The sequence below is a fragment of the Psychrobacter immobilis genome (assembly GCF_003148585.1).
Taxonomy (GTDB): domain Bacteria; phylum Pseudomonadota; class Gammaproteobacteria; order Pseudomonadales; family Moraxellaceae; genus Psychrobacter; species Psychrobacter immobilis.
The window spans coordinates 17175-30924 of record NZ_QGGM01000014.1 but is presented as its reverse complement, the minus strand read 5'-3'; the positions used below and the strand labels follow the sequence as shown (position 1 = coordinate 30924).

Annotated in this window: 11 protein-coding genes; 4 read left to right on the top strand and 7 right to left on the bottom strand. The window is 43.9% G+C overall.

What is annotated here, in order from left to right:
• Positions 1-203 precede the first annotated feature (203 nt).
• Positions 204-1106, top strand: a complete 903-nt coding sequence (locus tag C8D84_RS10885; protein WP_045452453.1) for an acyl-CoA thioesterase — start codon at positions 204-206, stop codon at positions 1104-1106.
• Positions 1107-1168: 62 nt separating this feature from the next.
• On the opposite strand, the gene mutY is transcribed toward C8D84_RS10885, so the two are convergent.
• Entirely contained in the window at positions 1169-2437 is a 1269-nt protein-coding gene (mutY, locus tag C8D84_RS10880) for an A/G-specific adenine glycosylase (protein WP_109592171.1), read from the bottom strand.
• A gap of 391 nt (positions 2438-2828) precedes the next feature.
• Here mutY and C8D84_RS10875 point away from each other — a divergent pair, with 391 nt between their 5' ends.
• A complete protein-coding gene (locus C8D84_RS10875; protein ID WP_228244541.1) occupies positions 2829-3344 on the top strand; it encodes a GlcG/HbpS family heme-binding protein in 516 nt (171 codons plus the stop codon).
• A 154-nt stretch (positions 3345-3498) separates the two neighbouring features.
• Here the strand turns inward: C8D84_RS10875 and ylqF are convergent, their stop codons facing one another.
• From ylqF to C8D84_RS10850, 5 genes are all read right to left on the bottom strand, one after another.
• Positions 3499-4455 (bottom strand): ribosome biogenesis GTPase YlqF, encoded by a 957-nt coding sequence (gene ylqF, locus C8D84_RS10870; RefSeq protein WP_109592102.1) that lies wholly within the window; start codon positions 4453-4455, stop codon positions 3499-3501.
• A gap of 124 nt (positions 4456-4579) precedes the next feature.
• Complete coding sequence (locus C8D84_RS10865) at positions 4580-7642, bottom strand: DUF2339 domain-containing protein (protein WP_109592100.1); 3063 nt, start codon at positions 7640-7642, stop codon at positions 4580-4582.
• Between the two features lie 155 nt (positions 7643-7797).
• The gene (locus C8D84_RS10860) at positions 7798-8268 is read right to left on the bottom strand and encodes a hypothetical protein (RefSeq protein WP_055125326.1); all 471 of its coding nucleotides are present in this window, start codon (positions 8266-8268) and stop codon (positions 7798-7800) included.
• Positions 8269-8403: 135 nt separating this feature from the next.
• A complete protein-coding gene (locus tag C8D84_RS10855) occupies positions 8404-9195 on the bottom strand; it encodes an SDR family NAD(P)-dependent oxidoreductase (protein WP_045445946.1) in 792 nt (263 codons plus the stop codon).
• Between the two features lie 274 nt (positions 9196-9469).
• Positions 9470-10210, bottom strand: coding sequence for a dienelactone hydrolase family protein (locus C8D84_RS10850; RefSeq protein ID WP_109592098.1), 741 nt, complete (start codon positions 10208-10210; stop codon positions 9470-9472).
• 309 nt (positions 10211-10519) lie between these two features.
• Here C8D84_RS10850 and C8D84_RS10845 point away from each other — a divergent pair, with 309 nt between their 5' ends.
• Positions 10520-10993 (top strand): YcgN family cysteine cluster protein, encoded by a 474-nt coding sequence (locus C8D84_RS10845; RefSeq protein WP_045445994.1) that lies wholly within the window; start codon positions 10520-10522, stop codon positions 10991-10993.
• A 70-nt stretch (positions 10994-11063) separates the two neighbouring features.
• Here the strand turns inward: C8D84_RS10845 and C8D84_RS10840 are convergent, their stop codons facing one another.
• A complete protein-coding gene (locus C8D84_RS10840; RefSeq protein WP_109592094.1) occupies positions 11064-12425 on the bottom strand; it encodes an Lnb N-terminal periplasmic domain-containing protein in 1362 nt (453 codons plus the stop codon).
• A gap of 248 nt (positions 12426-12673) precedes the next feature.
• Between C8D84_RS10840 and C8D84_RS10835 the strand changes: the two genes are divergently transcribed.
• Complete coding sequence (locus tag C8D84_RS10835) at positions 12674-13573, top strand: CBS domain-containing protein (RefSeq protein ID WP_045445952.1); 900 nt, start codon at positions 12674-12676, stop codon at positions 13571-13573.
• Positions 13574-13750 lie beyond the last annotated feature (177 nt).

Genomic DNA, 13750 nt, shown 5'->3' with positions numbered 1-13750 from the left:
TGGTGATAGCGCTGCTATGACCGTGTTTTTTGCGCTAAAATTTTCGTGTTAAATCTCTCTTGTGCATTTTCAGCAAGTGATTTCATATTATTTTACATTCAAATGCAAAGTGTCTTTTGTCTTTCGCGATATCATATCGATATCTTTAGGTGCGTATTTTCAGATGCTTAGCGTTTTTGATAAAAATAAGGAAACCTATCGTCATGTCCGATTATTCGCAATTGATTGATGAGCTGCTAGCTACTGTAGCGCTTATTGAAGTGACCCCCGATGTCTTTGAGGGTAAGAGCCATGACTATGTTGGCAGTCGTATTTTTGGTGGACAAGTGCTCGCCCAAGCCATCATGGCGGCGGCGCATACATTAGATAAAGACAAGCCCTGTCATTCACTGCACGGCTATTTTTTGCGCGGTGGTGATATCACGCAGCCAGTGATTTATCAGGTGCGCCGCTTGCGTGATGGTCGTAGTCTGTCTGCGCGTGAAGTGACGGCGATTCAGTATAAAGAAGTGCGTGGTAAAGCGCCTATTGAGCAAGTAATATTTTCAATGATAGCTTCGTTTTCGCCGATGGAAGAGGGTTTAGAGTATCAAGAGGATATGCCTGTCTATCCGCCACCAGAGGATTTACTGGCTGAGCAGGACCTAAAAGAAGAGTATGTCGGAAAAGTCCCAGACGCACTCAAAGCCCGTTTTATGCGGCGTCGTCATGTCGAAATTAAACCCGTTAAACCGCGTGATCCGATTCATCCAGAGCCAATGAAACCGAAGCAGGCGAACTGGTTGCGTATCCGCGAATTGGGCAATCAACCTGTTGCGATTCAACAAGCGCTATTGGCATTTTCGTCCGATTTTTATCTGGTTGGTACAGGGCTGATGTCACATGGTGTTAGCTTTATGACCAGCGGCTTGCAAGCGGCCAGTATCGACCACTCGATGCATTTTCATCGTAATTTTGATCTAAACGGTTGGATGTTATATGACATGTGGAGTGATACCACGTCTAATGCCAAGGGCTTAAACCATGGGCAGTTTTGGCAAGATGGTAAGCTGGTTGCTACGGTACAACAAGAAGGCCTGATGCGTTTACGTGTGCCAAAGTCTTAGCACTAACCGTACTACAATGGCTAAAGAAAAAGCGACTCACTATTGATAATGAGTCGCTTTTTTTATTCTAAAATTTTAACCATTGCTCGTGGCAATCCAAGCGTTGCCTGAGCATCAACAGCATTTAGCCAATTAATATTAATTTGTGCTGCTTCTAAAGCTTCGGTTATTTCGGTAATTTGCTCAGCATTTAAAATCAGCGATTGCGGTGTCAAATACCAATGAAAATGGGTCAGTGAATGTTTAATAGGAGCATCGTCTAATAAAGTTTTACTGACTGCTTTTGCTGTCAATTTATGCTTATCTAACCACTCATTGATAATTTGCTCGGCAGTGGTAAATTCTGCTTCGTATACTTTTTCATTACTGGTCACTTTTAATGATGTATCGTCAATTTCAGTCGTTTTTTCTGCAGCAGTTTTAGTATTCATTTTGCCTGCGATTTTTTCTACAAACTGTAAAGGTAAACTCCACAGTCCGCCCCAAATGCCATTGTCAGGACGTTGTAGCCACAGTATTTTGCCATCAATATCTTCAATCAATAACGCATTGCTAAACTTGCTGGGTTTGGGCTGCTTTTTTGCTTTGACTGGATAATCTGTTTCGCGTCCTTGCTCGTGCGCTAGGCAGTCCTCTTGAAGGGGACATAATAGGCAGGCAGGTTTGCTACGCGTGCATAACGTCGCGCCCATATCCATCATCGCTTGCGCGAATAACCCTGAATTCTCTATTGGGGTCAAACGCTCTGCCAATGCCCATAGCTCTTTGGTGGTGGCAGATTTGGTGATATCACCGTCAATCGCTGCCCAACGCGTCAAGACACGTTTGACATTACCATCACAAATGACGCCATAACGATGTAAGCCCATCGCCATAATCGCGCCAGCGGTCGATGGCCCGACACCAGATATGGCTTCCCACCCTGCTAGCGTCTGCGGAAAGTCGCCCGTCTCATCAATGACTTCGACCAGTTGTTTCGCGCCTTTATGCAAATTACGCGCACGCGCATAATAACCAAGTCCCGCCCAATGCTCCGCAACCTTATCCCATTTTGCGGCGGCTAAATCTTGTACCGTTGGAAACGACGCCATAAAACGGGCAAAGTAGGGCAGTACCGTCGTTACTTGCGTTTGCTGGAGCATGACTTCGGATAGCCAGACGATATAAGGATTGGGCGCGTCGGTTTGGTGCTGTTGCCAAGGTAGGTCATGGCGACCGTTTTCGGCGAACCAATCGAGTAGGCGCGGGGCGAACGAATCGAGAGAAGTAGAGTATTGAGTAAAAGTGTTTTCTATCGTTGTGAGGTTTGCAGTGGGGGTAAGCTGAGTCATATCATCAATTTGTGGCATATTAGTGTATGAATTATAACCGATTTTTGAGAGAAGTAAGTTGATATTGCTGTCGTGCGCTGTTTGAGATTACCACGATGTAAGCGTCTTTTGAGTATGAGTGTTAAAAAACAGAGTATGTAACAGAAATCTTAATATAGAGTTGCAAATTTATAAAGTAAATCTTACAAAATTAAGTGAATTTTGTAGAAAAATTAACTTATCATTGTTGTGCTTTTTGCAAGATTATGACTCTTATTCTCGCTAGGGTCGCAAGAGCACCTTTGAGTTAACGATAACTCATTGTCTGGTTTCATCAAATACGCTTATTAAAGCTCACTAAGCATCATTTCAAACAAACGCTCACATGTATGAGTAATATTTAGGACTCTTTATGAAGTTAATGTCGAACTACTTATCTAAAGCAATATTGGCGCTAGCAGTCATTGGCTGTTCAGCCAACGTTTTGGCCGCCAAACCAAATCTAGTATTACAACAGCCTAATGTTTCTTTAGAGTTGGCCAATGAATTAATCGATGCCACCATGGCAGCCTGTCACGCAGAGGGCAAATCTGCCGTGGTCGCGGTTGTTGATCGTGCTGGTAATTTAATCGCACTACAACGCGATGATAACGTTGGTCCGCACAATACTGATGCTGCTGTTCGCAAGGCATTTACGGCATTATCTACCAAAACGCCTTCACGTACGTTGGCAGATAATGCTCGCGCTAATCCAGACTCAAATAACCTGAATACGGTAAATGATTTACTGCTGATTGGCGGCGGTGTGCCGTTAAAATTTGGCAATGATGTGATCGGCGCTATTGCAGCGGGCGGCGCAGGCGGTGCAGTACAAGATGAAGCTTGTGCGTTGAAAGCTATCGAAAAAGTCATGCCTAAACAGAAGTAGTTGATGACTTAGATATCGCTAAATGATTTAGATATCATCGAAAAACTTCGATATCGCTAACAGTAGACATAAAAAAAGCCCTTAGGGGCTTTTTTTGCATGAGCGCTAAAATAATTTTATGCAGCTAACATTATAGACAAAAAGGGTTATCGATTTACTTTCGATTCTTCCGCGTTTTCAAACGACGTAAGCGCTTTTCTTCTTCTTTGGCGATTCTTTTTTCTTCTGCTGCTAAGCGTTGCTCAGCGACGACGAGTTCTTCAGCTTCAGACATGGCTGGCGTCTCAAGCGTAATACGCCCAAGCTTAGCGCTACGTAACTCGTTGATCAAAATCTCAGACATGCGGTACGTATCGACTTGATTGCCCGAACGTACACAGCCGCGATTGCGTCCAGCGACTTCAAAAAACTCCCAATCAGTCTTTGGTAGCGCTTCAATTTTATAGCGAGTTTTTAGCAGCTCAGGATAGGCTTGCATCAAGTATTCAGCGGTATAGCTGGCAACATCAGCGAAATCAAAAGCGGTATCACGAATACCGCCCGTCGCTGCCAAACGATAGCCAGAGTTTTCGTTTTCGACTTTTGGCCATAACATACCGGGCGTGTCATAAAGCATGATGTCATCGTCAAGTTTAATCAATTGCTGCGACTTGGTGACCGCTGGCTCATCGCCAGTTCTAGCAACCGCGCGCCCTGCTAAAGTGTTAATCAACGTCGACTTACCAACGTTTGGAATTCCCATAATCATGGCTTTGATTTGGCGACCCGTACCGACTTTATTGGGCACAAGTTGTTTACAGATGGCGATGATACGTTTGACATCATTGGCTTTTTCAGTATCGCAAGCAATGGCTTTCACACCGCTTTGCTGCTCAAGATAGTCCATCCAAGCTTGGGTCAATTCAGGATCAGCAAGGTCGGCTTTGTTCAGGATTTTGATGACGGGTTTTTCGCCGCGCAATGCCGCGACCATTGGGTTTTCACTACTATATGGGATACGCGCATCGATCACCTCGATTACCAAATCCATCTGTGGCATGATTTCTTTGATTTCGTTACGGGCTTTGTTCATGTGCCCAGGGAACCACTGAATACTTGCTCTCTTATCCATCTGCTTTCATAACCTTTTATAAAAAATGCGCAAAGTAAGACGATCGTCATTTACTTTTCATGGTGTCCAGTTTACTACAGAACCACCTTGCTCACGCTACAATTTCGCCCAACCAGATGCGCGGTTACTCTTGAGCTGGATTTTCTATTTCATCGCGGGTAGGAGGTAACGGTGCAAGATAACCAATTAATAGTATTAAGCTGCCTGCGCCAAGGAAAGATATCACTCGCCAAATCGCTTCGGTCTGTGACAAATCAACCAATACCAGTTTGAGCACGACGATACCTAATAGCCCGATGCCCATAAACCAAAGCGTCCGCTGCCAATAGCGACTGGCGACGATGGTGGCGGCTAAAGCCAAGAGCGTCCATAAAATAGTCAATCCTGTCTGCACTTGCTCGCTATTCCATGCGCCGCCCTGAGCGCTGTCCCACAGCGGTGTACCGATAAAGGTATGTAGGGTTCTGACCAACATACTGGAAATCAGCCAAAAGCTGATAAGCCCTAATATAATCAGTAAATTATCAGTAGTGAATATACGCTTAGTTTGGGGGGCTGCACTTGATTCGATAAGACTCTCATCGCGGCGATGTTGGCTCATGTAATATAGACTAAAACCAACCAATAGCGTCAGCAATGAGGTAATGTCGTATAAATTCAATAGCGGAAAATATGACAGTTCCCAAATTACACCATCATATGACCAGTTGGTCATGATGACCCAACTTAAAGCAATGGGCGCAAAGATAGCCGCGCAGCTCAATAGCGCTTGTTGCCAATCAAACCAGTACAGTGGGCTTTGTTTTAATACCTGATTCGTGCGCTTATTTTGCTTACGATAGCTGGCATAACGATGACAGCACCATAATCCAGCCAATATTAAAATGGCTGGCATCAATACAGCCATCACGCCAGCGGAATCTGCGAGTCCATAGTGGGCGGCGGCAGCAATGATTAGAATGCTAGCTCCCAGCCAGCTTGCGCCATCATAGCGTGACAACTCGGAATGGTCGTACCACGTCTTTAACCACGATTGTCCGATAATCAACCAACCAACGATTAAACCAGTCAATAGTAGCCAATCTGCTCTCTGCCATATTAAATGAAACTCGAATTTTTGCGGTAACTGTAGGACGAGCATGAGATAAAAGACGATCGATAAGCCATGGCTAAGTTGTCTGATTTCTATCCACGAGTGATAACGATTGATTGTCCAATATATGGCAAGGCTGATTAGAGCTGCGAGTGCAATCATGGTCGTCGTTGCCAGTGTCCAACTGACAAACCACTGGTTAAAATCAAGCAAAAGCACTTGTAGTAGCCACGCTATAGCTGTAAAGGTCAAAAACCTTATGAGTATAGGACTGCGCCAAACAAGATTAAACACGGTGCTTTTGCTGTTGATTGAGGTTAGCCATTGCTGTGCGGCTTGGGTGCTAATACCTAATGCGTCGGCATAGGTTGCTATCGCATCTGGCGTGGCGTTTTGCTCTTGGGAGAATGCTAAGCCATTGTTTAAATTATTGTTTAAGCTGCTATTTAAGTCGTTATCCAAGATGTCGCTGCTATCATTCAACGTAGTTGGCGAGTTGTTCTTGCGTAAGATAAATACAGTAGCTAGATAGCTGATAGCCGAAATGGTTAAGGCCAATGTCGGATAATCTTGAATGGCGAAGACCACTTTTACCATCAGCATGCTGATACTGATTAGCTGCAATAACAAACCAAATAGCACTGACCACGCTCGCAATGAACGCCGTCCAAACCACACCAGCGCCAGTCCTTGTACTGACCAGCCAAAAGCAATCCATTCAGCATCTAATGCTAAAGGGATTACCAGCGCCAAAAAACCAAATCCTAAAGCCAGCATGCCTTCGGTGATTAAGGCATAACGTTGGCTACGCTGCACAAACAACCAGCCGAGTCCTAAATAAACAGTGGCTAAAATAGCACTCGCGATGGTTAAGGCGTTAGGAATGTCATCTAATAATGCCGCAAATAAACCAAAGGCTAATATCGGCACTGAAAACAGTAAGCCAGTATCAATAGGGAATACATAGCTACTATTTCTTGCATGAACGCTATCTAAATGCTTTACGTTATCTGTCTGGATGATGTCTGTTTCATTAAGAGTATTGTAGACAATGATTTGTTGGGCGTAGCGAATGACGACAAACAGATATAGCAGTAAGTGTAAGGTGATCAGTAAGACTAAAGACCAGCGCTGCGCCTCAATGACCGTGCTCAAATTTTCACTGATGCCCCAGTAGTAAGCCAATCCAAAGGTCACAGTGACACCGAATAAATTCAGTATTTTCCATGGGCGGTAATGCGCGATAATCGCAATCGTCACGTTCAATAGTAGATAGTAACTAAACAATACCACCAAACTGCCCGTGTCTTCACTGGTCAAAATAGGCGCAAAAAACCCACCCGATAATGCCAACAAAGCCAGTGGAAAAGCGTTTTGACGCACGGCGAGAGCAATGGTAATCGCAGATAATAGCCCAAGCCCAATAAAGCTCGGTAGACTAGGCAAGACTTGGTAAACGCTATAGGCAAAAAAGGTCGTTAAATACGCAATCGCTAAGCCTGCGCCTTGTAGAGTGATGCCATAAGCAAAGCGATTTTTTGCCAATTTTAGACCTAATGCTGCCAGACCTAAACCGAGGATGCCTATCGCTAAAAGCTTGGACGCTATCGACACTTCGATATAGTCGCTTAACAAGCGAAGTAGTAGCACCACACCGATAAGTAAGACGATCACGCCAACGCGCACGACTAGATTACCGCCAAAAAACCAGTTTTTGATAGAGTGAATTAATGAAGTGACGATAGGCAGTGAGCGCTCATCCGGCTCTATGGGCGATGACTTTTTTGGAGAAGGGGCTGGTTTCGGGTGAATCGTAGCAGTAGGTAAAGGAGGTGCTGAGTCAAATAGCTCCTCAATAATAGGTTGGGGCGAGTGAGTCTCAGCTAGCGTTTGAGTCATTGGTTCAGTATGAACGTCAATGTCATTATCGGCGTTATTATTCATAGAGCTGACACGGTGTTGCTGCGCTTGTAACTCATCTTGCAGTTGCGTGATGTCTCGTTGAAGCTGATCAACGCGTCGCTTTAGTTTATTGTAAAAAACGATAATCACTACTAGACAAACAAGCAATACAAACCCGCTGATATCAGACATAGCGCTACCACACCGTTACTCAATATTTGATGGCTTGATGATGACTCGATTTCAAAGCAAACACAAGCAAAGCGCTCATCAAAATAAAAGGGCTAGCCCAAGATTATTCGTTCACGATCATGGAGCTGACCTTGATGCTTTATAAACTAAGATATTTATGCGGCATATAATTTATGTCTTTCTGATAATGTGCATTCACGTAGGGTTAGATAATTCACCATACCTGAGACGATACCTGCAATAACACCGATAATAATTAAAGCTGAAATCAAAGATACTTCGACCGTACCTGCGTATTTTTGCCATAGTACAGCAAGAGAGGTCAATACCCCAAAGGTGAAAAATCCATGCTTTATCGTCAGCCAAAAAGCGGTTGGAAAGAAGGCTACTTTTTTTTCTTTGATACCAAAATAAGCCACCATAGTTAAAATCATGGCTAACGTAATCGATAAGGTAACGGAGGTACCGAGCACTGTGTCTTCATTATTGGTAATAGAGTCAACAGATATTGCGATTGATGAGTATGTTTTTAAGAAGAAATATTGTATGCCGCCGTTAATGAAAGCATTGATTACGCCAGTAAGCATAGCGCCTTTTAGCAATTTTGCGTTTAATGTTGTTGTCATGGTTTATTTTCCAAGTCCAAAATAGGTTTATGCATAAAAAATACTGAGTAGATAAAATCCTACCCAGTATGGTCAATGTTCAACATGCCCTATTATGTATCGTTTATAAATTTATGATTAAAATGATGGCTAAGTTTATGAGGTTGGCATTTTGCTTTTGTAAACACCGCCACCATTGACTGTCAGTTCAGCACCAGTAATCCAAGACGCTGCATCACTTAATAAAAATGCCATCGCTTGAGCAATATCTGCTGGCAGGCCACGTCGTTTTAGGACGATACCTTTGACCACATTATCGATCATCTCTTGGGTATAACCGGCTTCTTCAGAGGAAGCACCATTATCTACTGTACCGATGATTAATGAATTAAAGCGCACTTCAGGACCTGATGCGACTGCCATACTTTTTACCATATTTAGCAAGCCCGCTTTAGCTGTGCTGTATTCGATAAATTCTGGCGATGGTGTATTACCAACCATGGATCCAGAAAATACCACAGAGGCGTTTTCTTCTTGTTTTAAATACGGCATACATAAACGAGTCAAATGATAAGATCCCAAGGTGTTGAGCTTATACGCATTGACCATTTTTTCGGTGGTAGATTCCCACAAAGGCGTATTCGCACCCCAACCGACGTTGTTGACTACTGCAGAAATCTTGCCGAATTTTGCAATAGTTGCATCGACCAAGGCTGCAATTTGCGTCTCATCAGTAAAGTCGGTTTTCAGGCCTAAGGTTGCATTGCCTGTTTCTTTTTCGATATCAGCGGCAATTTTCTTCACTTTATCTTCATTTAAATCAGCGAGGACAATGTTGCCTCCTAATGAGCTTAAAAACCGTGCCGCCTCGCTACCAATAGCGCCTGCTGCACCACTGATAATGATGGTTTTATGATGAAAGTCGAATAGTTGTTGGATGGTTTTCATGGTTTTACCTTATTATTAGTGAGTGATTAGTAAGCTATCAGCAAGTGGTGTGACCGATTTTATGAATCACGACTGTGCAATAACCATGTTAGCGTCTTAAATCCTTACTAATAGTAAGCCTTTGTAAGTGTATAATGAGCAATGTGGGTTTTGTATGATCAAAAAAAGCAGAGTGCGGCGGACGCACTCTGCTATATATTGGGTTAATAGATAGGGATTAATAAATAGTGGGTTAATAACCTGAAAACAGCTATTGATATGCCTGATCCAAAGATTATTTACCTAAGTTATTTTCCATAAATTCAAGCATGTTTTCCCAGCTTTGCTTGGCAGCGGCTTCATTGTAGCCAAGATCAACATTATTTTTAGCAGCGCGCTCATCAGCATGTGGGTTGGTAAAGCCATGTTTAGCGTTGTCATAAACATCGATAATATAGTCAACACCAGCAGCATCTAGTTCTGATTTTAGACCTTCTATTGCTTCCATGGATACCATTGAATCATCGCGACCGTGAGCAACCAATACGTTAGCGGTGAAGTTTTTATCCGCTGGCTGTTTTGGTGTTGGGTTGCCATGGAAAGTGGCGACCGCTTTTAATGGCATACCTTCGCGAGCCATATCAAGCACGACCTTACCGCCGAAGCAAAAGCCAATCGCTGCTAGATTGTCACCATCAACGGCTAGTTGGTCGCTAAAGTCATTAAGAATCAAACGGCAGCGCGCCATCAGCATATCTTGATCTTCTAATACTTGCTCCATCCACATATTCGCTTGTGCAGCATCGGTGGTCAGCTTGCCTTCACCGTACACGTCCATTGCGACGGCAGCATAACCTGCTTCTGCCAAGCGCTCGACCACTGATTTTGGGTGATCAACGATACCCCACCATTCTGGCGCTACTAAAATTCCCGCAACAGGATGGTCGTCAGATGCATTTTCTGGCAGTGCCACATAGCTGATAAGCTGGACACCGTTTTCGGTGGTACTGATTAATTCAAAAGTCTTAATTGACATATTATTATCCTTTTTTATGTGAGGAGTTTTACGTTATAAAGATTATTTGTCTGTGTTTTTGCGACATCGTTTTTCTTACTTTTACTACCTTAACGCTCAACCTAGGCAAAAACAGCTATAATACTGTAACGCTCTTTATCAAAATGCTACGGCACCTTTATGACACTAAACTTGTTAAACAACTGTGCAGCCCATCTAGACTCTGACGAAACGTTGCCGCTAAAAGTCACGGAAAAATCAGCTGTGAGCTTATTTCCTGACAGTGGTAATGAAAGCAACAGCGACCATGACAGTAAGCTCAATGACACATTGCGTCCGAATTTTTGGTCGCGCTTTGCATTGTCAGAACTCAATCATAGTGAATGGGAAGCGTTGTGTGATGGCTGTGGCAGCTGTTGTTTGATTAAGTATATTGACGAAGATGAGAATGGCGATGTGGATGAAGAGTTGGTCGAGTATACCGATGTGACTTGCCAGCTAATGGACTGTACGACGGGTTATTGTCAGCACTATGACACGCGTCAAGAGCATGTGCCAGACTGTATTCAGCTGACCATGGACAATCTGCCGCAGATGATGTGGTTGCCTTCGCACTGCGCCTATAAGCGTTTGTATAAAGGACAAAATTTGCCAAGTTGGCATTTGTTATTGACCCAAGATGCAGTGGTAACGCAGCAACAAATGCGTGCTGCCAATGTTGGCGTGGCTGGGCGCTGTGTTTCTGAGACTGGTATGTCTGATGAAGCGATGGAGGAGCGGGTGGTCAGCTGGGTTAAGCCTTGATAATACTGAGAGTTACTGAAATCAGTGACATTGGTGTTATTGCAGGGTAAAAGTATAATGCTACTTAATTTTAATAAGAAGCATGAGCTGCAGATTTGGCTTTTGCCTCAGCATCTTCTTGCGTGTCAGCCAATGGCGGGATAGGAATGTCCTGACGAATTTGCTCAGAGAACTCTCGGCTGTTTTCGTTGCTATTAAGGCCAGACTCTAGATTGATTTGATTATCAAATCCTTTAACCTTTGAGTTGATATGGGTACGCTCGTACCATGTATCCATTGACCAAGGCTGTCCAGTATTTTCTGGAGTAGCGTCAAGCATACCGACATCATATAGATAATTTGGCAGCCAGCCAGAGACCCAAATACGATAATCCCACGGCAGGCGATCACCACTGACGATACGCGCCATATAAAAAATGATATTGGTGCAATTACTGAGTAATGTGTTATACCAAGCAGGCTTGGTATTCAATTCATCGGCAGCGGTTAAATAAGATTCAAATAGTGACTTGACCTCGTGCTGCTGCAAGTTGCTAACGGGAAATAGATAAACTTGCTCGCCACGCGCATTCGTTCGGGTATAAATAATATCGCGCTCTTCTGCGGCAATCAGGCTCAGCTCATAGCGTCTAAAAAACCCTGCCAATGCCGAAAACGATTCGCCTTCTTCTTTACGAATCTCAAACGAGAAAGCAAGCGGTCTATCGTCTTCAAAACGAAAGCTGACCAACGTATGAGCAATCAGTGGACCCATCCAGTAAGAGTTGGTGACATCGACGCCAGATAGTTTGGACATATCAATGGTACGTGTGTCCCAGCGTTCGGTCGCCTCCGTGTCGGTATGCCAATCAAAGTTACGTACATTGGTTAGGGTCACTAAATCAGGATTGGTTGCATCGCGCTCATAGGTGACCCTTTCACTTACCTCAGCCATCCAGTCGCGCTCTTGTTGGGGTTCAATAGAAAAAAACCAGCCAACGCCTACCAACCAAATAGCGCCATATAAAGCGGTTAACCATTTATTTGCTGACTTGCTATTTATGGTTGCTTTACTGCTACATGGTTTACTGCTGCGTTGTTTATGATCAAAGCGCTGAGCTATTTTTGGCCAACAGCGAACGCCCAGTAAGGCTGTCAATACACCAACAATGAAAAGTGCGGCTAACCAAGTGATGGCAGAGCCTGCCCCAAACTGATACCAAATCGCCAGCAATAACCAGACGGCTGACAGTAGCAAGGTAATAATGATGAAAAACTGTACAAGATAATATCGCCATGTAGGTGTCGGTTGGCGACCATTCGCAGTGTTATTTTTTAAGCCGTGTCTATCCGAACCATGATTATTTGGCTCAAGCGTGTCCAAGCCGTTATCTGAACGATGGCTATGTGAGTGCGGCGTGAGCAGGCGAGAGAAAAAGGAACGTAGCGACATAGGGTGTGCTTTGGTGTGTGAAGGCTTTGACCATAGCAAAGTTTATAACGTACTGACAATACAATTTGAGTGAATTTATCGTTGAATGTCGGTGAGCCTTGCGCTAAAGTGAAGCTACTTTGATCTGCTCTATTTATAATTTAATAATCAAAGATCTGTTTTATTTGCTGTATTCATCCCCATCTACGTCTGTTATTACGTATTATTATTTTAATTGTTATTAACTAAAGAGGTTAAATCACATCACCATGTCTGACGACACTCCCAGCCCGAGTAGTTGGTCGATGCGCGGCTTAAAACGCTGGCTATCGACCGCCCCCGAAACCCGTGACGAATTGATTCGTCTGGTACAAGACTCGCGCCAGTTCTTAGAGCCTGATACCGTCGATATGTTAGAAGGCGTGCTGGATCTGCCTGCGACACAAGTGCGCGAAATCATGACTCCGCGCCCGCAAGTGGTTGGGCTGCACGAAAGCACCAGTCTCGCTGAGGTGATGGATATCATCCTTGAGACCACCCATTCGCGTTATCCTGTCTTTGATAGTCAAGATGATGATGCCGTCATTGGCATTTTATTGGCAAAAGATTTGATTCCTATTCTTGTGCATATGGTGCGCGATCAAGAAGATAAAATCGATAGCAAACGTTTGAGAGATCTGGTACGTCAGCCGCTATATATTAGTGAGACGGCACGTTCTGATACCTTGTTACGCTCATTGCAGCGTACCCAAGTACATATGGCGATTGTCGTCGACGAATTCGGCAACTTTGGCGGTGTCGTTACCATGGAAGACTTGCTTGAAGAGATCGTCGGTGACATCGTCGATGAGCATGATGACTTCGATGAAGACAGTGATATCAACAATATTGTTGCTGATCCTGAAAAGCCAAATACGTGGCGTGTGCAAGCGTCTACCGTGATTGAAGATTGTAATGATGAGCTTGGCAGTCATTTTGATGATACGGATGTCGATACCATGGGTGGTCTAGTCATGCAGGCGCTTGGTTATGTGGGTGATTTGGAAGGTGAAAGCGTGGTGATAGATGATTGGAAAATCACTATTACTGATGTTGAAGGGCGTTTTATCCAAAATCTTGAGCTCACCAAAATCAATCCTGATCAGCAAATATTGATAGGCAGTCATTGATGTGTCGATAGCGACCTAAACATTGTTTGATATACTCAAAAAAACACGATTGCGGTCGTGTTTTTTTTGTGTTTGCTATTGGGTATTTGCTACGCAATGTTACCTATTAATGGGTTGAGACTGGTATCATGGGCGGGTTTAACTTTTAGATGCTGTACAAAACACAATACGGTCTGC